This is a genomic window from Hallella colorans (genome assembly GCF_003096815.1).
GTDB classification, from domain to species: Bacteria; Bacteroidota; Bacteroidia; order Bacteroidales; family Bacteroidaceae; genus Prevotella; species Prevotella colorans.
The window spans coordinates 93,595-114,500 of sequence record NZ_QENY01000009.1 but is presented as its reverse complement, the minus strand read 5'-3'; the positions used below and the strand labels follow the sequence as shown (position 1 = coordinate 114,500).

The 20,906-nt window shown below is 45.7% G+C and carries 15 protein-coding genes and 2 pseudogenes; 3 read left to right on the top strand and 14 right to left on the bottom strand.

The genetic code is table 11. The annotated features are described in order from the left end of the window. Nucleotides 1–638: 638 nt before the first annotated feature. The 4 genes from C7379_RS12840 to mazG all read right to left on the bottom strand — a co-directional run bounded on the left by C7379_RS12840 (nucleotide 639) and on the right by mazG (nucleotide 3,978). Nucleotides 639–854 (bottom strand): hypothetical protein, encoded by a 216-nt coding sequence (locus tag C7379_RS12840; protein ID WP_133241876.1) that lies wholly within the window; start codon nucleotides 852–854, stop codon nucleotides 639–641. 709 nt (nucleotides 855–1,563) lie between these two features. After that, nucleotides 1,564–2,478: a ribonuclease Z gene (locus C7379_RS06220; protein ID WP_116616498.1), complete on the bottom strand. Its 915-nt coding sequence runs from the start codon at nucleotides 2,476–2,478 to the stop codon at nucleotides 1,564–1,566. A 25-nt stretch (nucleotides 2,479–2,503) separates the two neighbouring features. Next, on the bottom strand, nucleotides 2,504–3,085 hold the full coding sequence (locus tag C7379_RS06215; RefSeq protein WP_116616497.1) for a lipocalin-like domain-containing protein: 582 nt from the start codon (nucleotides 3,083–3,085) through the stop codon (nucleotides 2,504–2,506). Then, the gene (gene mazG / locus C7379_RS06210; RefSeq protein ID WP_207773402.1) at nucleotides 3,082–3,978 is read right to left on the bottom strand and encodes a nucleoside triphosphate pyrophosphohydrolase; all 897 of its coding nucleotides are present in this window, start codon (nucleotides 3,976–3,978) and stop codon (nucleotides 3,082–3,084) included. The genes C7379_RS06215 and mazG overlap by 4 nt, the downstream gene beginning before the upstream one ends. A 119-nt stretch (nucleotides 3,979–4,097) precedes the next feature. Between mazG and C7379_RS06205 the strand changes: the two genes are divergently transcribed. Both C7379_RS06205 and C7379_RS06200 read left to right on the top strand, forming a co-directional pair. Then, nucleotides 4,098–6,791, top strand: a complete 2,694-nt coding sequence (locus C7379_RS06205) for a valine--tRNA ligase (protein WP_116616495.1) — start codon at nucleotides 4,098–4,100, stop codon at nucleotides 6,789–6,791. 1 nt (nucleotide 6,792) lies between these two features. Then, complete coding sequence (locus tag C7379_RS06200) at nucleotides 6,793–8,037, top strand: clostripain-related cysteine peptidase (protein ID WP_116616494.1); 1,245 nt, start codon at nucleotides 6,793–6,795, stop codon at nucleotides 8,035–8,037. A gap of 3 nt (nucleotides 8,038–8,040) precedes the next feature. Here the strand turns inward: C7379_RS06200 and C7379_RS06195 are convergent, their stop codons facing one another. The 9 genes and pseudogenes from C7379_RS06195 to sppA form a co-directional block, all read right to left on the bottom strand. Further along, the gene (locus C7379_RS06195) at nucleotides 8,041–8,751 is read right to left on the bottom strand and encodes a DUF2461 domain-containing protein (protein ID WP_116616493.1); all 711 of its coding nucleotides are present in this window, start codon (nucleotides 8,749–8,751) and stop codon (nucleotides 8,041–8,043) included. Between the two features lie 3 nt (nucleotides 8,752–8,754). Next, nucleotides 8,755–9,405, bottom strand: coding sequence for an endonuclease III (gene nth, locus C7379_RS06190; RefSeq protein WP_116616492.1), 651 nt, complete (start codon nucleotides 9,403–9,405; stop codon nucleotides 8,755–8,757). 150 nt (nucleotides 9,406–9,555) lie between these two features. Then, complete coding sequence (gene htpG / locus C7379_RS06185) at nucleotides 9,556–11,610, bottom strand: molecular chaperone HtpG (RefSeq protein ID WP_116616491.1); 2,055 nt, start codon at nucleotides 11,608–11,610, stop codon at nucleotides 9,556–9,558. A 385-nt stretch (nucleotides 11,611–11,995) separates the two neighbouring features. Then, a pseudogene (locus C7379_RS13205) lies at nucleotides 11,996–12,160 on the bottom strand (IS256 family transposase); the annotation flags it as partial. Between the two features lie 67 nt (nucleotides 12,161–12,227). Further along, entirely contained in the window at nucleotides 12,228–12,431 is a 204-nt protein-coding gene (locus tag C7379_RS06180; RefSeq protein ID WP_116616490.1) for a hypothetical protein, read from the bottom strand. A gap of 89 nt (nucleotides 12,432–12,520) precedes the next feature. Next, nucleotides 12,521–13,633, bottom strand: a complete 1,113-nt coding sequence (thiL, locus tag C7379_RS06175; protein WP_116616489.1) for a thiamine-phosphate kinase — start codon at nucleotides 13,631–13,633, stop codon at nucleotides 12,521–12,523. Nucleotides 13,634–13,747: 114 nt separating this feature from the next. Next, a complete protein-coding gene (locus tag C7379_RS06170) occupies nucleotides 13,748–14,557 on the bottom strand; it encodes a purine-nucleoside phosphorylase (protein WP_116616488.1) in 810 nt (269 codons plus the stop codon). Continuing rightward, complete coding sequence (lpxK, locus tag C7379_RS06165; RefSeq protein WP_116616487.1) at nucleotides 14,442–15,641, bottom strand: tetraacyldisaccharide 4'-kinase; 1,200 nt, start codon at nucleotides 15,639–15,641, stop codon at nucleotides 14,442–14,444. The genes C7379_RS06170 and lpxK overlap by 116 nt, the downstream gene beginning before the upstream one ends. Nucleotides 15,642–15,856: 215 nt before the next feature. Then, nucleotides 15,857–17,623 (bottom strand): signal peptide peptidase SppA, encoded by a 1,767-nt coding sequence (sppA, locus tag C7379_RS06160; protein WP_116616486.1) that lies wholly within the window; start codon nucleotides 17,621–17,623, stop codon nucleotides 15,857–15,859. Nucleotides 17,624–17,737: 114 nt separating this feature from the next. Between sppA and C7379_RS06155 the strand changes: the two genes are divergently transcribed. Next, complete coding sequence (locus C7379_RS06155; RefSeq protein WP_116616508.1) at nucleotides 17,738–18,466, top strand: SDR family NAD(P)-dependent oxidoreductase; 729 nt, start codon at nucleotides 17,738–17,740, stop codon at nucleotides 18,464–18,466. A 204-nt stretch (nucleotides 18,467–18,670) separates the two neighbouring features. Here the strand turns inward: C7379_RS06155 and C7379_RS06145 are convergent. Continuing rightward, nucleotides 18,671–20,821 (bottom strand): annotated as a pseudogene (locus C7379_RS06145) (alpha-amylase family glycosyl hydrolase). Nucleotides 20,822–20,906 lie beyond the last annotated feature (85 nt).

Genomic DNA, 20,906 nt, shown 5'->3' with positions numbered 1-20,906 from the left:
ATATTAAGGCAACTAAGCCCAAAGACCGACACGTCTCGCTTCTCGTACTACTTCTCTGTCTATGTAAATATTCTCAAAGAACGCTTCTTTTGTCGTGCCAACCGAAATAATTTCGGAAAGCGAGTGCAAAGGTAAACAATTAAAGAGTAGCCTCCAAACTTTTAATGGAAAAATATCGAATTATATGCCATTTTTTCCAAAATCATTACAAAATACGCTATAAAAGAGATAATCTCATTATTATAATATATAAGAAAGCAGGAGAAAAAAGCAAGAATGAAACACGCAAGGAGAATAAAATTACTAATGATGCCACAAACTATCCCGTTACTCCCAGATACGTGCAGTCTATATTGCGATCAATACAAAAGCATAATCGTCCAAACTACTTCGTTATTGTAACAACCTTACCGCGCAACACCGCTTTCACGTGATAAAAAAGCTCCAACATATTGAGGGGGTAGATTCAACTTAAAAATGCAACCACGTTTGCAAATATAAGCAAAGAACTTTAAGTGGTGTTTTAAATCCCATCTTTTTTTCTTAGTCTTGCGTTTATTTTATATTGATATTATTTAATTTGATTATCTTTAAATTACTTAAAATCAACCTATTAAGGAATGTGTTGCCTATAGAGCTTATGAGTATACTCTATGAACCCATTTTTCCCATGAGCAGTAGAGATGCGCAAAAAATATTTCCGCATCTAAAACTTTTGCCAACCACTTGTGGTCTGCAAATTCTGGTCCGTTGGCTGTTATTATTGTAACATCATGTCTGTAAAGCAGCACCATGAGGAAATTTATAGATCCATAGGCAGGTACGAAAGGAACAAGTGTGTCTATACATCCCATTATTTCAGATTTTTAAGCGAAAAGGCATCAGATTATTTTCCAAGTACCTTTTTCAAGGAAAAGAATTTGGCATTTGACTGCCTATGAGGATTTCCAAAAGGGAACTAACTGAATTTCCCTCACAGAAACCTTTCTCATAGCTGTGCACCCTGCGTTCCTGTATACGTGGGGTTTGCATAAAATGCCACTCGGAAGTGCTATTACAAACAAGCATAGAAAATCTCAAAAAGAATGGGCAATAGCCTCATCGAGACTATATGGCATGTTGGAATTTACCGTCAAACGAAGCGAAAAAAGAATGAAAAGATATTGACAAACGGTCGCTTATATTTCGATTATTCTCAAGCGAGCAAGGTGATGAACGAAAATACGGCCGTTTTGAGAGTTTTCTGTAACGTTCTATGAACCAGAAATTTGTGGGGACAACGCAGAAATATAGAACAAATAGTTTTTCTTAGCTGTAGTGATTAGTGCTTAATGGCTGTGTGATTAGTGCTTTGACACGATGCGTTCCAAGCCTAATCACAACACCATTACAGCCTATACACAACGTCATAAGATACCAATGGCGTAACAACATTGTAAACATGGTGGCGTCTAAGCAAAATAAAGACTAAATTTCAAGTTATTTTTCTGTAGAATGGCCATCATGGAGCACGCAAGTTTTAGATAATTTAATTTACAAAAGACGCATGGGTATCCTGACGCTCTAAACATCAATGACCAGTCCCTCGTTGGCCAAAACCGTATTGGGAAATATCTCTTGCGCCTCTTGCAAAAGCACCTTCTCGTCTTCGTAACGCGCGCTAAAATGCCCCAGCACAAGTTTGCCGGCGCATGCGTCACGCGCCACCATGGCCGCTTGCGCGGCCGTGGAGTGATAGTAGAGCTTGGCACGTTCCGCCAAACTACTGTCATAAGTGGCCTCGTGGTATATCGTCGTGACCCCCTTGACCACCTGCCAGAGCCGTGGCATATAGCGCGTGTCGCTACAATAGGCATAACTGCGCGGCGGATCGGATGGCGACACCAATCGGTCATGGGGTATAATCTCGCCGTCTGGAGTGACCCAGTCGGCACCGTTTTTGATATTGGCGATTTGGCTCACAGGTATATTGTAAAAGTCTATCATGTCGCGACGAATGTGCGGCAACGTGGGGCTCTCCCTAAAAAGATAGCCACAGCATGGTATGCGGTGCTGTAACGGGATGGTCTCCACGGTAACGCTGCGGTCTTGATAGACAACAAGGTGACGCCCCGTCTCTACCGCGTGAAACACCACGTTAAATTCGAGGCTGTTGCAAAACAGTTTTATCATGGCATCGAGCATGGGGCCCAAGTCGGCCGGCGCGTATACATGGAGTGGCGCCGTGCGCCCAAGCATGCCAAAGGTGGAAATGAGCCCTATCAACCCAAAGCAATGGTCGCCATGCAGGTGGGATATGAAGATGGCTTGTATCTTTGTGAAACCCACATGCGCTCGGCGCAATTGCACCTGCGTGCCCTCGCCGCAATCCACCATGAAAAATTTTCCACGCACCTCCACCACTTGCGAAGAGGCGTTATGTTTCAGCGTAGGCGTGGCACTTCCACAACCAAGGATATGTATCTTGAAAGGTTCCATACGGGTGCTCAAGGCACAAATGGTGTTATGGCCGCTTGAAAGTGAAGATGCCCTGCTTGTTTTCAAGGTAGAGCGAGTCTTTTCCAAGCTTCACGATATCAAAGGTATCCTTGTTTAACAATAGTTGTCCGTTCAGTATTTTCCAATTGGTCCAAGGATTTGTCTCGGCCTTGACATTCGACCTGACGGTGCCATCTTCGAGGATGTCGAAGTTTTTGTCCAAGCTTGTCCACTTGCCAAGAAGCGTGGTGATATTGACCACTTTCTTGGCCACCCGCTCATTATCCAGGCCCTTGCCCTCTATCACCGCAAGCCTGTCGCCCACCAATAAGCCTCCCTGCACGTCTTGCTGGCCGTCCGCGCTCTCAAGAATCATGTATTGCAGGCTGTCGCCAGCGTCGGTGATAAGTTCTAAAGAGTGCATGGCCGTGCCCTCGCCGCATGTGCCATAGACGGTGGTGTCTATTACGGCGTTGTCCACTTGAAGCGTATCGGCAGGCTTCCGAGCGTTTTTTTTGGAGCCAAATTGGCAGCTCCCTAATACGAATAACGCCCCAAACAAAATTACGGCAAAACTAAATTTTGCCTTAAAATAATATGTTTTCATATCTCGTCATTATTATTTTCATGTAGTTTGGCCTCATTCCAGAGAGTGTCCATCTCTGCCAATGTAACCTCTCCCATCTGTCGCCCCGAGGCTTTCACCTTGCGCTCCACATAGTTGAAACGGCTGACAAATTTGCGATTGGTACGCTCCAAGGCATTGTCAGGGTTAAGATGGTATAGCCGCGCCGCGTTGACAACGCTGAAAATGAAGTCGCCAAGCTCGCTCTCCGATCGCTCCACGTCCTCTTTGTTCAGTTCCGTTTCCAACTCTCGAAGCTCCTCGCGCACCTTATCCCACACGTCCTCGCGTTTTTCCCAGTCAAAGCCCACATTGCGAGCCTTGTCCTGAATGCGGTACGCTTTGATCATCGATGGTAAGGCTTGGGGCACGCCGCTCAGCACGCTCGCGTTGCCATCCCGCTCTCGCTGCTTGACTTGCTCCCACGTTCGCTCCACCTGCCCGGCTGTCTCTGGAGTGTCGCCTGTCGAGGTTTCATCAGCCTTGTAGACCACTTGGCCTTGGTCGTTGATTTTCATATCAGGATTGGAAACGCCGAAAGGCTCATTTTCTATTCCCCAATCACCACTTGACTCGCGCCAATCAATAAACGGATGGCGAAACATTAGTTTGTCGGCTTCGTGGTCGCAGACATCGGCTATATCAAACGAACGGTTCTCGTCGCCTATGAGCGAGTAGAACATGACATGCTCCATCACGTCGCCGAGCTCTTTCATAATCTCCCGGCTATCGCGCTTGGACAGCGCGTCGGCAAGTTCGTAAACCTCCTCGATAGTGTTGGGTCTAAGGCTGTCCAAAGTTTGCTTTCTGTCCCAAGGACATTCTTTGCGCAAACGGTATTGCACGTCGAGCAGCCGTCCGAAAGCTGCCAACATTTCTTCTCGTGTATGCACTTTAAGTATCTTTTTAATGCAAAGTTACGGCTTTTAGGTGGATAATTCGTAACTTTGCATTGTTTTTATACGAATAAATCAGATACATAAGACATTCATCAATGGAAATAGCAAGTAAGTATGACCCTCAAGAGGTAGAGTCGAAATGGTATGAGTATTGGCTAAAGAATAACTTTTTCAGTTCCAAGCCCGATGGGCGCGAGCCTTACACCGTCGTCATTCCGCCTCCCAACGTCACAGGCGTGCTTCACATGGGACACATGCTGAACAATACGATACAAGACATTTTGGTGCGCAGGGCGCGCATGGAGGGCAAGAACGCTTGCTGGGTTCCTGGCACAGACCATGCCTCTATCGCCACCGAGGCCAAGGTGGTGGGCAAGCTCGCGCAACAGGGCATCAAAAAAACCGATATCTCTCGCGATGAGTTTCTGAAGCACGCATGGGAGTGGACGCATGAGCATGGTGGCATAATATTGAAGCAACTGCGAAAGTTGGGATGCTCGTGCGATTGGGACCGTACTGCTTTTACCATGGACGAGACACGCTCGGAAAGTGTCATCAATGTATTTGTAGACTTATATAAGAAAGGGTTGATATATCGTGGCGTGCGCATGGTGAACTGGGATCCGCAGGCGCAAACGGCCCTCTCTGACGAGGAAGTAATCTATAAAGATGAGCATTCCAAGCTGTTCTATTTGAAATATTATGTCGCCCAAGAGGACCAAGCCAGCGTGAAACGGCTCGACGACGGCAACGTGATACACCAAGACGGCAAGGGATATTACGCCGTGGTGGCCACCACACGGCCCGAGACCATCATGGGCGACACGGCTATGTGCATCAATCCGGACGACATCAAGAACACTTGGCTACGTGGCAAGCATGTGGTGGTGCCTTTGGTGAATCGCGTCATTCAAGTGATCGAAGATGATTATGTGGACATTCAGTTTGGAACAGGGTGCCTCAAGGTGACCCCCGCGCACGACACCAACGACCATGCCTTGGGATTGAAGCACGGATTGGAGACCATCGATATCTTTAACGATGACGGCACTATCTCCGAGGCGGCCGGTCTCTACGTGGGACAAGACCGCATGGAGGTGAGAAAGCAAATCTCACAGGACCTTCAGACGGCCCAACTGATGGAAAAAATAGAGGACTACGACAACAAGGTGGGGTTCTCGGAGCGCACCAAGGTGCCCATAGAGCCCAAACTCTCGACGCAGTGGTTTCTCAAGATGAATCATTTCGCCGACATCGCCCTCGAGCCAGTGATGAGCGACGAGATAGAGTTTTATCCCAAGAAATACAAAAACACCTATCGCCATTGGCTTGAGAACATCAAAGATTGGTGCATCTCAAGGCAGTTATGGTGGGGGCATCGCATACCAGCTTACTATTTCAAGGACGCGTCGGGCAAAAACGCGTTCGTGGTGGCCAAAAGCGCGGAGGAGGCCTTGGAGCAAGCCAAGAAGCAAAACCCGGCTCTGACGGCCAATGATTTGACACAAGAGAGCGACTGTCTTGACACATGGTTCTCGTCTTGGTTGTGGCCTATCTCGGTGTTTGACGGCATAAATCATCCGGACAACGAGGAGATAAAATACTATTATCCTACCTCCGACTTGGTGACCGGCCCAGACATAATCTTCTTCTGGGTGGCCCGAATGATCATGGCAGGCTATGAGTATCGAGGCACTTTCCCATTCAAGCACGTTTACTTCACGGGTATTGTGCGAGACAATCTCGGCCGAAAAATGAGCAAGAGCCTTGGCAACTCGCCCGACCCATTGAAGCTCATCGATAAATATGGAGCCGATGGCGTGCGCATGGGCATGATGCTCTCGGCGCCCGCCGGCAATGATATACTGTTCGATGAAACGCTTTGCGAACAGGGTAGAAACTTCAACAACAAGATATGGAACGCCTTTCGATTGGTGCGTGGATGGCAGGCCGCCGACATGGAACAGCCCAAGGCGTGCAACCTCGCGGTGGCATGGTTTGACGCAAAGCTGCGAGAAGTGAACGCCACGCTGGCCGACCAATTCAAGAATTACCGCATATCCGAGGCGCTAATGACCGTGTATCGCTTGTTCTGGGACGAGTTCTCGAGTTGGTATTTGGAAATGGTGAAACCAGAATACGGCAAGCCCATTGACAAGGTGACCTACGAGGCTACATTGGATTTCTTTGAGAACCTGCTCAAAATGCTCCATCCTTTCATGCCCTTTATCACCGAGGAACTGTGGCAACATATCTTTGATCGCAAAAATGGGGAGAGCATTATGGACGCCACGATGGACATTGGCACCCTTCACCCCACCGACCACGACCTGTGCGCTGACATGGAATATGTGAAACAAGTGGTTTCGGGGGTACGCACCGTGCGAAACCAGAAGAACATAGCGCAAAAAGAACAGCTTGAATTGCAGGCTGTGGGGCGCAACCATTACGAGGCTTACAACAGCATTATCGCCAAGATGGGAAACGTGAGCGACATCAAAGTGGTGAGCGACAAAGCCGCGGACAGCAGCGCTTTCATGGTAGGCACATACGAATTTGCCGTGCCAGTAGGTAACCTTATAGACGTGAACGCCGAGATTGAGAAACAGGAAAAAGAACTGAAACACTTGGAAGGCTTCCTCATGGGCATCAAGAAAAAACTGGCTAACGACAAGTTTGTGGCTCACGCCCCTGCCGATGTAGTGGCGCGCGAACGCAAGAAACAGAGCGACTCAGAGAAGAAAATAGCAATGCTTAAAGAGTCGATCGTAGCTCTTAAAAACGCATGAAATGAGAAAAATCATCCATATTCTCCTATTTTGGGTTGTCACAAGCACAGTGTTTACAGCATGCGGCAGCGACGACCCCATGGACATCAACGAGGTGAACAAGCAAACCGTGTTGGTATTCATGCCGTGGTCAGGCAGTCAAACCAACGCTGGACTGTACAGAATATTCCTCGAAAACTTAAACAGCATAGAAGGAAGCATCGTCAAGAACAAAGGAATGACAGGCCGATTGATGGTATTTATCAGCAGATCGGCCACCAAATCAGAGCTTTATGAGGTGACATACGAGAACAAACAGATAGCGCACAAAAACGTCAAAACATATACGGGCACCGATTATACCACGCCCGCCGGCATCGCGCAGATACTCAATGACGTGAAAGCAAACGCCTACGCGCTCAACTATGCCATGATGATTGGGTGCCACGGATGTGGCTGGACTTATAAAAGCGACTGGAAAAGCTACCCCTATCAAGCCAAGAAACATGTATGGGTAGAGGCTCCGCAAGCCAAGCGTATGCCGTCAAGTGGTCATCAATCAGGTTACTTTCCCACCACAAGATTTTTCGGAAGTGTGTCAAGCATGACCAATGCCATAGACATAACAGACCTTGCCGCAGGCATTCAGAACGCTGGAATGAAGATGCAGTTTATCTTGTTTGACGACTGTTACATGGCTAATGTTGAGACCGCTTACGAATTACGCAACGCCACTAACTTTTTAATAGGCTCTACCTCGGAAGTGATGGCTCAAGGCATGCCGTATCAAGCCATTTGGAAATCATTGGCCAATGCCACACCGGCCTACACCGAGGTGGTCTCTGCCTTTCACGATTATTATTCAAAATACACCTACCCTTACGGCGCGCTTAGCGCTGTGGACTGTCGAGAGGTGGAGGCTTTGGCCACCATCATGCGCGAAATAAACAAACGGTATACTTTGAACGAAGCGTTAATGGACAGCTTGCAAGTGTTGGATGGATTTAAAACGCCCATTTTTTACGATTTAGGCGACTATGTAACACGCCTTTGCGACAACCCTAATCTGCAAAGTGATTTTCGCGCCACAATGGACAGGGTGGTAAGAGCCAAATCGAACACAGACACGCTTTATTCTTTTTTATATTGGGAGCCAGTGAAAATAAAAGTGAAATCCTACTCAGGACTGACCATTTCAGATCCAAGTAGGAACTCGGTTGCCACCAAGGGGCGGCGAAAAACCAGCTGGTGGAAAGCCACACACTAAGCGTCACTCATAATCGTCAATGACACTATTGGTGAAGTCCATCATTGGCTTGGCCACCTCGAAGAGCCTAACCATCTGCTTTGGCCATGCGTCTCCCTCAAAAAAATCGTCTGGAACGACTTGCCAAGCGCAGTAGTCTTTCATGCGTAGATACTGTATAAACTCATAGTCGGCGGGAAAATCGCGCGGCGACGTCTTAAGATGCGCAAGGCCGAAGCCTTTAGGATCGATGTGGTCATCACTCCAAACGCCCTCGCCAGCATAACCAAAACATTTTACGAAACGCTCGTTTTCCACGCGCTCGCGCCATTCGTCGATATTGCCCATAATCTCATTTCGCATAGCGGTCAATATGTTGGTGGGCAACCAATAGGCCCCAACGGCCAAAAGGCAACGGTTGGGTTGTAAGTGCAGGTAATAGCCAGCGTGCAAATTTTTCTTGCCATGCGCCGATATATAAGCGCCAAAATGTCGCTTATAAGGCGACTTGTCGGGCGAAAAACGTGTGTCGCGATAAAAACGGTAGGTGCAGTCCTTAACCGTAAGATGGGCCACCGAGTGATCTAAAACGCTGATAGCGGCAATGGCTTTTGCCACGCCATCCTCAAACGATTGGCGCGCCTCCATGTATTCTTCTTGATGCTCCTTATACCACTCTCGGTTGTTGTTGGCAGTGATGTCTGATAGAAACTGTAGTATTTTCTTTGTTTTCATCGTTTATTGTAGTTTACTTCCTTCCAGCCGTTTGGGGCAAAACGCATCAAACGGGCATACTTCGCATTTAGGCTTCGCGCTTTGACAAACGTAGCGTCCGTGCAGCAACAGCCAATGATGAGCGTTGGGAATATCCTCGCGAGGAATGTCACGCATGAGGCATAGCTCCACTTTCAACGGTGTATTGGCCGTCTTGGGTACCAAGCCCAAACGATGAGCCACACGAAATACATGTGTATCGACCGCCATGGCAGCCTTGCCAAACCACACGGCCATTAACACGTTGGCCGTCTTTCGACCTACACCGGGCAACTTGACCAACTCTTTCGGATCGGAGGGTAGCACGCCATCATAGTCTGACTCTATCATGCGGGCCATTTCAACAAGATGCCTTGACTTGGCATTGGGATAGCTCACCGAACGGATATACTCATAAATGTCTTCAGGCTCCGCTTGAGCCATCTCTCCAGATGTGGGGTAACGACGAAACAACGCAGGTGTAACCTCGTTAATTCGCTTGTCGGTGCATTGCGCGGACAGCAACGTGGCACATAACAATTGGAACGCAGAACCAAACTGTAGCTCTGTTCCCACTATGGGTTTGTGCTCCTTGAAATAAGCCAACACCTGTTGATACCTATCCTTTTTTTTCATGCTATCTTCTATGTTTTCTGGCTACTGTTATCGCCACAAATGGCAATATCGCCATATTATAAAAAAAAGAGGAGATGCCGCAAGAGACATCGCGCGCCGTAAGCGACATGACATACATTGCATCTCCCCTTTATTGCAATGAGCGCCTAACTATTTGATAAGTTCTACGCTGCGTTTTAAGAATTTGTCTAACGCCTCGCCCTTAAGCATACCGTTTTGCAAAAGGGCCAAATCTATCAACTGATGCACGATACCATTGCCCTTGGCATAATCCGCGAGTATCCCGTTGCGTTTGTCTCGCTGCTCATTGACGGCTTTCTCCGTCTTCTGCACATCGTCTTTCTCCTCTTGCGATATTTCCTCCGGTTTTTTCTTGTCTTGACTTTGGCGAAGTGCCGCAAGACGAGCCTCTAAGCCTTTCAGCTCACTATCAACAGGTTTCAAACTGTCGGCTGTGGTCTTATTGGCATTGTCCAACACATTTTTCACCAAGTGGTGGTCGGCATTTAACACCACTGTGTAGCTGTCGGGCATCTGGCCATAGAAACTCATGCCAGGCTGAAATTGGCTCATCTCTTTCATACGACGCATGTACTCGCTCTGCGTGATAATTACTGGCGAGGCATTCTCTCCAAGCGACTCCACCTCTACGTTGAAATTGGCTTTGTCTATCTTTGGCATTTGAGAGCGGAACAACTCTGACAAATTGTCACGATCCGCTTGCTCTATTTTTGTCTTGTTGGCGTCTTCTTTCACGATGAGGCGGTCTATGATGTCTCCGTCAACTCTACTGAAACGCGACTTCTCAAATTTTTGCTCCAATAGGTTGATCATAGGAACTTCAAGCTGGCCATCAAACAACAACACGTTGTATCCCTTGTTTTTGGCATTGGAGATATATGTATACTGTTCGTCCTTATTGGTGGCGTACAGGTAGATCAAATCGCCATTCTTGTCGGTCTGCTCACTCTTAATAAGCGTTTTGTAGTCGTCATAAGTGAAGAAATTGCCATCAACGTCTTTAAACAACGCGAAATCTTTGGCGCGATCGTAAAAGTCTTCTTGCGACAGCATGCCATAATGGATGAACAATTTCAAGTCATTCCATTTAGACTCGAAGTCCTTGCGGTCGGCCTTGAATATTTGTTGCAGGCGGTCGGCCACTTTCTTGGTGATATATGTGGATATTTTTTTCACGTTGGCATCGCTCTGCAAATAGCTCCGGCTGACGTTCAACGGAATGTCAGGAGAATCGATAACTCCATGAAGCAAGGTTAAGAAATCTGGCACTATATTCTCAACTTGGTCAGTTACGAACACTTGGTTGCAATAGAGCTGTATCTTGTTGCGCTGCAACTCAATGGTATTCTGCACCCGTGGGAAATAAAGAATGCCTGTGAGATGGAACGGAAAGTCCACATTAAGATGTATCCAGAACAACGGCTCGTCTTGCATGGGATAGAGCGTGCGATAGAACTCCTTGTAATCTTCGTCCTTGAGCGTGGCCGGCGTCTTGGTCCACAGTGGCTCAACGTTGTTTATAATGTTGTCCTCTTCGGTTTCAACCTGCTTGCCATCTTTCCACTCGGTTTTCTTGCCAAACGCCACTGGCACAGCCATGAACTTACAATACTTGTTAAGCAATTGCTCTATGCGACTTTTTTCGAGAAACTCTTTGCAATCGTCGGCGACATGCAGCACAATATCCGTGCCACGATCGGCCTTGTCAGCGTCTTCAATGGTGTACGAAGGCGAGCCGTCGCAGCTCCATTTCACGGCTTTGGCTCCCGCTTGATAACTCTTGGTGATGATATCCACGCGGTCGGAAACCATAAAGCAGGAGTAGAAACCCAATCCAAAATGACCTATAATCGCGTTAGCCTCATCCTTGTATTTGTCAAGAAAATCAGTAACGCCGGAGAATGCTATCTGGTTGATATACTTGTCTATTTCGTCAGCGGTCATACCAATGCCACGGTCCCTAAAAGTCAGTGTCTTTGCCTTTGGGTCCAAAATTACGTGTATCGTGATATCGCCTTTTTCTCCTTTAAAGTCACCTTTTTGAGCGAGCGTGTTAAGTTTTTGGGTGGCATCGACCGCGTTGGCCACCATCTCCCTCAAAAAAATCTCATGGTCTGAATAGAGAAACTTTTTGATAACGGGGAAAATATTCTCTGTCGTAACCCCAATATTACCAGTTTTCATACGTATATAATTTATTCTTTATCCACCCGATAGTTTGCAAAAAACATGCCAAACACTTTTCGCCCCAGTCCGTAGCGAATTGCAAGCCCTATGATAACAAATCCCCATATTGCAGTTTTTTATTGTTTGGGCATATACTTTATTGTGACTTTAGTCTTATTAGACAGAAGTTATGCTAATTAACTATTCCACTCGTCAGCATACGTTTTGCCATTTCTCATAGGTTGGCCAACTCAACTGTGTCAAGTCGTTTTTCTGTTATGTCTTAACCTCGTTTGTCGAGACACGGTTTTTTATCGCGTCTCGACGATGAGGAAGTCGCCGCAACGCAAAGTTACATTGTCTCGAATCTTTCTCTATGCATTATGGCTGATTGCTACAACATCTACCCCAAGTGTGCTGTCGGCATGGTCCTTTTCTCGCGGATATTGCGATAGGCAAGACAGGCAAGCTTGCAAAGCTCAGTGTCTGTCGGAAAGACGCCATTGGTCTTTATGATTTTACGAACTTGGCGGTGGTAACCATCCACGGTATTGGTGGCGTAGATGATCTAACAGATGGACATGGTTTGTTGAAAAGAACAGTTCAGCAAATCCACAAATTCCCTTTGGAGTTGCTTACACATCTACCATTAGGCGATTGCCGCTTACAGGTTTGGTCATGACATGATGGCTCTCTATCTCACACCCCTTAGCGGCTTTGGGGAAGTCCGCTAATACTTGATGGAAAGCCACGGCTTTGCCAAACAATGGCTTACCAGACTCGAAATGCTCTTCTGCGGCTGCCAATATCTTTGTGTACTCTTTGGTGTCATTGTACAAATTATATCGCGCTGTACATAACTAAGAAATTATAAATTTGTTATTATAGTGTATGACACAATTCAAATGACAACCTTTAGTATGGATATCTATTGCAAAGGGTTCCACCCTTGAGCCGTAATATCAAACTCTTCCCCATCTCTCGAAACAAGGCGTGTTCCCAAAGCCTCTTTTGTGATATAACCTATTTGTTTGATACCATGCTCCTCCAATTCGTTCAACTTGTTATGATCGCCTATAGAACATGTGAACAAGAGTTCATAATCCTCACCGCCATTCATGGCCGCCGTGATAACGTTCATGTTCAATTCCTCTGCCATCACAGCCGTTTGATAGTCTATAGGGATGTTTTTTTCATAAACACGACAACCACAATGGCTCTGCTTGCAGATGTGTATAAGTTCAGAGCTTAACCCATCCGATATGTCCATCATGGCCGTTGGCTGTATGTTATGCTCTCGTAGGAGATTAATGATATCTCCCCGAGCCTCGGGCTTAAGCTGCCGTTGCAACAAATATTCCTTACCGGCAAAATCAGGCTGAAAACTCGCTAATTGTGCACCCTGTTCTTGCAGATGCTTCACCAACGCATCGTTCCCTTCTTGTTTGGCCTTGCGAATTTTTTTGTTCAAGTCATCAACTTGGTGATAATAGACGGCTTTCTCCCGCTCCAGGAGTTGCAAACCCATATAAGCAGCGCCAAGGTCGCCTGTAACACAAATAAGATCAGACTCTTTTGCGCCGTGCCGGTAGACTATGTCGCACTTTCGAGCTTCACCCACGCAGGTGATGCTGATCGCCAACCCTGTAAACGAGGATGTAGTGTCGCCCCCCACAATATCTACGTTCCATTTATCACAAGCCCCTTTAAGTCCCCTGTAAAAATCTTCGATATCCTCTACCTTAAATCGTTTGCCTACGGCCAATGAGACCGTCATCTGTCGTGGTGTGCCATTCATGGCGAAAACATCCGAAATATTTTCAACAGCAGCTTTGTACCCTAACTCCTGCATGGTAATATAAGTGAGGTCAAAATGAACACCCTCCATGAGCATATCTGTCGTGACAAGAACCTCTGTATCAGGATAGTGCATTACAGCGCAATCATCTCCAACACCATAAACAGAAGACTTGTTTTTTAAGGTAATGTCTTTGGTGATATGGTCAATAAGCCCAAACTCACCGAGTTTTGATATTTCCATTGAAAAAAATAAGTGAAAGAATGAAGTGAAAATATGAACAAGACATGGGAAAAATAATATTTCGGAAGCATGTCACTATCCGTAATTACATTACTCTGTCTATGTTTATATCAGCTATGACCGGCTGATCATCTCACGCATAATCTCCGTCATTTTAGGCTGAGCGGCATTGGCCGCTTCTTGCACTTCTTCATGACTAACTTCCACGGGGACGTCGAAGCCTCCCAAATCGGTGATTATACTTACTCCAAACACTTTTATACCAGTGTGGCGCGCCACAATAACCTCTGGCACAGTAGACATACCAATGGCATCGCCACCAAGAATATGGAACATGCGGTATTCAGCTGGCGTCTCAAACGTAGGCCCCTGAACACCCACGTATACACCATGTTGCAACTTAATGCCTTTCTCTTTAGCAATACCATCTGCCAATTCTACTAATTTCTTGTCGTAAGGTTGGTGCATATCCGGAAATCTCGGGCCAGTGGGAAGATTAGGCCCATGCAATGGATGCTCTGGAAAGAAGTTGATATGATCAGTAATGACCATCAAGTCGCCAATGCTAAAATTTGGGTTCATACCACCAGCCGCATTGCTTACGAAGAGCGTCTCAATACCAAGCTCATGCATGACACGCTCAGGAAATGTTACCTCTTTCATGGAGTATCCCTCATAAAAGTGGAAACGTCCTTTCATGGCCATGATATCTTTTCCACCCAATTTGCCAAAAATTAGCTTACCATCATGTCCCTCAACGGTAGACACGGGGAAGTTGGGTATGTCTTTGTAAGAAAACTCATAGGTGTCAGTTATCTCTGAAGCTAATTGTCCTAAACCTGTCCCCAGAATGATTGCGGTCTTGGGGTTTGTTCTCATCCTTTGTCTTAACCAGGATGCTGTTTCTTGAATTTTTGCGTACATAGCTTATTATTTTAGTGTTAAAAGCCTCTTCTTGTCCTTGCAAGAACTTCACTTTAATCGGAAGTGCATATATATGCGCTTTCACTTCTGGCGAAAGTCCATCCGTATTAATCAATCGCGAGGCGTCTTTTTCTGTTGTAATAACCAATTTAGGTGAGGGCAAATTATCAAATGTCACGTTAATCAAATCGATATCTTTCGGCGTGAAAGAATGATGATCGCCAAATTTCAACGATGTGATAGTGCGACATTTGGCACGCAAGTCATTCTCCATCTGTTCCGGGGAAGCGATGCCAGAGACTTGCAATACATTTTTTTTAGATAGAAAAGCCAAAGGTTTTTGTTTGTTTACATTGACAGGCTCAGCACAATCCACAAAAACAGGTCGCGGCCAATCATAGTCAACACACGTAAAAAACAAATCTTGGTAAGGGAAAAGATTCATAGCCTTAGTTAGCACCCTAAACTCCATTGGCTTTAAATCTTTGGGGCATTTGGTCACGATAACCATGTCCGCCCTATTCTTTCCTTTCATAGGTTCGCGCAGGCGACCAGCCGGTAACAATTTGTCATAAATGATAAGTCGATGATAATCCACCAATAAAATGTTAATACCCGGATTCACATACCTATGTTGGTAGGCATCGTCAAGCACGATGACATCCACATCATTGGTCTCTGGATCTGTCATCAGCCGGTTGATACCGTTGCAACGACTCCTGTCCACAGCCATGTATATGTCATCAAACTTCTGCTTCATTTGCCATGGTTCGTCGCCAATGTCATTTAAGGGCGTATCTTCATGGGCCAAAACATATCCATGGCTTTTTCGTTTATAGCCACGCGATAATACGCCAACCTTTGCAATATCCCTAAGCAATCTCACTATATATTCCACATGGGGCGTCTTGCCCGAGCCACCTACCGTTATATTTCCTACGGAGATTACTGGGATATCGAACGATCGTTGTTTGAGAACACCTATCTCAAAAAGATAGTTTCGCACACCTACGCCTATGCCGTAAAGCCAGCTCAGTGGCAACAGCCAATCGTTAATTTTGATAAGATCGCCCTCTGTGCGCATGTTTGATATGCAGTGCTTTTAAAAAGATGATCAAAATTAAACCTAAAGTTTATCTTTCCCTTTTTTCACTTTGCCTTTATCTTCATAGCTTTTCTTCGTCACTCTAACGATTTTCATCTGTCATGTTACAGACGTCATTCACGTTTCAAGGTAAAAATTCAACAGAGCAACAGGCACAAATACGATAACCATAAATTTTATGAACACCCTACCTGTTAATTCAGCTTGATAAAGAAAGGCATCCGGGCCTGTAACTCACTCTGAGCCTCTGCCGTTTGCATGAGCATGAATGGCTCATAGAATATACCCAACGTGCTTTTTATTTTGTCATTGAGCAAGTTGTCTCCCTTTGTCTCTGCGACATCCATAAACTGATCTATTATGCTGGCTGGGGCGGGATAGTCTGCCGTGTAATAATTTTCCACCTTAGCCAACTGCGCAGCCTTGGCCACAGCTTTGTCCAAGCCTCCCAAGCCATCTACCAATCCCAACTTGATGGCGTCACTACCCAGAAACACATGTCCTTGGGCGTTGGCCTCCACTTTGTCCATCGACATGTGCCTACCTTTTGCCACACGACTTTTAAACAACATGTATCCACGATCCAGATAGGTTTGCAAGAGACCTAACTGTTCGCCAGTGATGGGTTTGAAACCACCAAAGGTACTGTTACGATTGGTTTTCACCTCGTCATATTTTATACCAATCTTTTGCGTCATCAGCTCAGAGAAATCCGGTATTATCCCAAATATGCCAATGCTGCCAGTAATGGTAGTAGGTTCCGCATAGATGTAATTGGCTCCGCAGCTGATATAATAACCTCCAGAGGCAGCGGCACCACTCATCGAAACAACCACAGGCTTTTTAGCTTTGAGCTGCTCCACTTGATGCCATATCTGCTCAGAGGCATAAGCAGATCCACCGCCGGTGTTCACTCTGAGCACCACTGCCTTCACATCATCATCATCGGCAAGTGCTGCCAAATCTCTACACACATCTTTACCCACGATACATTGCTGTCCCTTGAAAACGTTTTGCGGCGCCCTATCGTCAATGATTTCACCGTAAGCATAATATACAGCTATCTCATCTCCCTCGGATTTATCCGACACATTCATCATCGCATTGACCGAGATTTGGTTGACATCGTCATCCATGTCTATCTTCAACATCTTCTTTACGACATCTTTCACTTGGTCATTATAAAGCAAACCATCAACAAGTTTGTATTTCACCATATTTTTAGGGTCATCAAAAGAGATGAGACGGTCAGCATATTCTCCGAGTGCTTTTACGCTGATACCACGACTTTGGCTTACAGCTTGACACATCGTCTGCCACCAGCCATTAATATATCGTTCCGCTTGCTCACGACTGGGTTTACTCATGCGGTCTTCGGTGTATATCTCCGTAGCACTCTTATATTTTCCACATTTCACAGGTATCATCTTAATGCCAATCTTGGAATATGCGTCTTTAACAAAAGCCAACTGCCCACCAATGCCACGCCAATCTATGGTACCCTGTGGATTCATGTAGATTTTGTTTGCCACCGAGCATAAATAATAGCATTGCTGAGAATACACCTCTCCATAGGCCACTATCCATTTGCCAGTTTTCTTGAAATCAGCAAGCGCGGCGCGCAATTCCTCCAGCTGCGCCATGTCAGCTTGCAAAAAACCCGCATTAAGAAAGATTCCTTTAACACACTTGTTGTCTTTGGCCTTTTTTATGGCAGAGAGAGTCTCTCGCATGCCCATAGCGTTAGTTCCCACCAACATGGTTTTGAAGTTTTCGTCGCCCTGCTCCTCCATGACGCCATTAAGATCCAACACCAAAACCGTATTATCTTTTACTTTTTGGGTGGCTTCTGTCGAAGCAACAATGCCCACCAAACTCATCATTCCCAATGCCGTGAGAATGATACCAAAAACAAATAGGCCAACAACGGTCGCGCCCACATACTTAACAAAGTCTTTCATCTGCTTGGTAATATCGTTTTTAAAAGTTGATATTTGATGCAAATATACAGTATTTTTTTGAAAGTTACGTGCATTTTGCTTGTTTTTCTTGTGGGAATTGCTTATTTTTGTAACATGAAACGAAAAGCAATAGTAATGGGTGCCAGTTCTGGCTTGGGACGCGAAGTCGCCATCAGACTGCTTCGAGAAGGATGGACGGTAGCCGTGGCTGCACGTCGAATGGATGCATTACAAACCATACAAGTACAAGGAAAGAGTGCTCCCATCGCGGCATGTATTGATGTGACAAGCGAAAACGCAGCCAGCGAGATGCGGTCCTTGATTGAGAAAATAGGTGGCGTGGACCTATATTTTCATGTGTCGGGCATTGGAAAGAAAAACATGCAACTTGACCCGACGATTGAGTTAAACACCGTTCAGACCAACGCCGTGGGCTTCACGCGAATGGTAGGCGAAGTCTTCAGGTGGATGGCAAGTCATGATGGTGGGCACATTGCGGTGATATCAAGTGTAGCTGGCACGCGTGGCTTAGCGTTGGTGCCAAGCTACAGTGCCACCAAGGCTTTCCAAAACAATTATATCCAAGCGTTGGAACAACTCTCTTACGCGCGCAAACTGAATATTAAGTTCACGGATATCCGACCCGGTTTTGTAGACACAGACCTTATACGTGGCTCACATTTTCCAATGACCATGACCATTGACGAGGTGGTTGACGAGATGATGGCAGCCGTGAGCCATGGCATGCACGTCAGGGTGATAGATTGGAAATGGCGAATTGCCGTTGCCATTTGGCGCCTCACACCTCAATTTATTTGGCGAAGACTCCAATTAATAAAGTAGAAAACAGGCATAAACCATTGCCATTCTTAAATATGTCGACCAGTCAAGTCAAAATTTTGACCGTCGAATGACATTGGCTGAATTAATAGGATATAATACACAAACCGACGAAACGAGACACGTCGAAGTAGACAAGAAAGAATGTGTGAGTGAGAAAGATGGCGCATTATTATATTTGAAATCAAAAATTCTATCGAGGATATCTCAAGGAATAACCTTGAAACGAATACGATAAGTCATTTTTGATTGGTTCCAATTGGTTCCAAGAATTTCAAATCTACCAATTTGCCCGGTAGAACGAACGTATTTTCCTATGGCGAGGCATGCGTCAAGGTCACCAATTTTTACACATTTGAAAGTATCAGCGTTTTCTTTAGACAACCTTTCAAAATACTCTGTTTCGTGCAATTCTTTACGATCAATATACACGTAGGTGACCGGCATATCCGCGGAAATAAGCTCATTCATCCGTAGCTCAATATTTTTTTCCTCCTTCTTATCTGGTTTACGATTAAGGACAAAACTCATATTGCTCTTCTTACGCTCAATTTGTGAATTACTCGAACATTCACAACCAAACAGAGATACCATCACTTGGTTGAGCAGATACTCAGCCGTCCGCGCAGGTGGAAAATCGTCATGACCATCCATGTTAGACAAATATGTGCAGTCTTCCATTTAAATACAGAATTTAATTATTCTTCCACAATGTGGTTTAACGTCCATGTTAATCATCCCGTCCTTTTGCAAGTTCACTTCAACAGTGTCTCCTGCCAACAAATCAATCGCTTTAAAAGCGCCCTCTTTCAATCCCAAAACCTCAAAAGCGTGCGCGGGAATTGTAATCCCAACTTTGCTTTGTTCGTCCGAGAAATTAACAACAACCAGTATAACATCTTTCTCATGTTTGCGCATAAAGGCGTAGTGATATCGAGGATTCAAATTGGGCGAATGTAGATTCACGTACATCAGGTCAAAAAAATCTCCCCTCGCCACAGCTTGCTCGGTTCTTGCTATCCGCAATATTTGCTGATATTCTCGCCGCAAAAGCCTTGATTCCTCTTCTAAACGCGACGTATCGAAATACCCGTGGTACAGCTTTTCTATATGCCAATAATCAAAGATGGTAGTACGTCCGTCTTTGCCAGAAAATCCCTCCGAATCCATTCCTTCCTCCCCAAGTTCCTGCCCTGCATAAACCATCAAGGCGCCTTTTGAGAGCGTAGCCATGACGATAAAAGCCGGAATGGCTTTGAAAGCGTCGCCACAAAAATATTCACTCGCTATGCGTTGCTCGTCATGGTTCTCCAAGAAATAGAGCATGTGGTCTTTTATATCGTCCACATTTTGCCAATAGCGGGTGATAGAGCTTGCCGATCGTCTATCGCATATAATGTCCCTAACGCAATCATACATGCCCACTTTGTCATAAAGATAGTCAAATCCCACATGAACAAAGGCTCGATATTGGTTGGCATCATACACCTCTCCTATGAAAATGATTTTAGGATAGCGACTTTTTACGGCTTCGATGGCATATTTCCAAAATGCCATTGGTACCATTTCCGCCATGTCACAGCGAAAGCCATCCACACCTTTAGTTGCCCAAAAAAGCAAGATGTCCTCCATCTTCCGCCATGTGTCAGGCAATGGGGAAAAATGCTCGCTACGGCCTCCGGCATCACAATAGTCCACACCATAGTTTAGTTTGACCGTCTCGTACCAGTCATTGACGGTTGGCCTGTTGTCAAATCGGTCATTTCCCGTACATTTGGCAGGGCGTTCGATATAGGGCTCCTCTCCTTCCCGTGGCGACACCGGTGGGAGAAATGTTTGTCCAGGACAATAATAGAAATTGTTTTGAGCAAAGAAATGCTTGGTCGTATCATCCTTCTCTCCCAAGTCGTCCACTCCTTCAGGATGCCCAATGGATTGGTATTCCCTTGCTACATGATTGGGCACAAAGTCTATGATTACCTTCATGCCCAGCCTATGGGTACGTTTTACCAAACTTTCAAACTCTTCCATTCTATGACTTACATTATCCGCCAAGTCTGGATCCACATCATAATAATCTGTGATAGCGTATGGAGAACCGGCCAATCCCTTCACGACGGATGCGTGTTGGCATGGTATTCCAAAACCGGTATAGTCTGTAGCAGTGGCATGACGAATGACGCCGGTGTACCAAATATGCGTAAATCCCATGTCACGCACACTTTTCAGCCGAGTATCATCCAAGTCGCTCAACTTTCCCACTCCGTTTTCTTTGAGTGTTCCACTATGCTTACGGCGAGGGTTGGCGTTTCCAAACAACCGAGGAAGAACTTGATAAATTATTACTTTCTTGTCCATTAAATCAGTGCCCGAGACGTTTCTTTTGAAAAAAAAGAGAGATTGCCACTAAACAATATACTTGGCAATCTCCCTTATATATAAT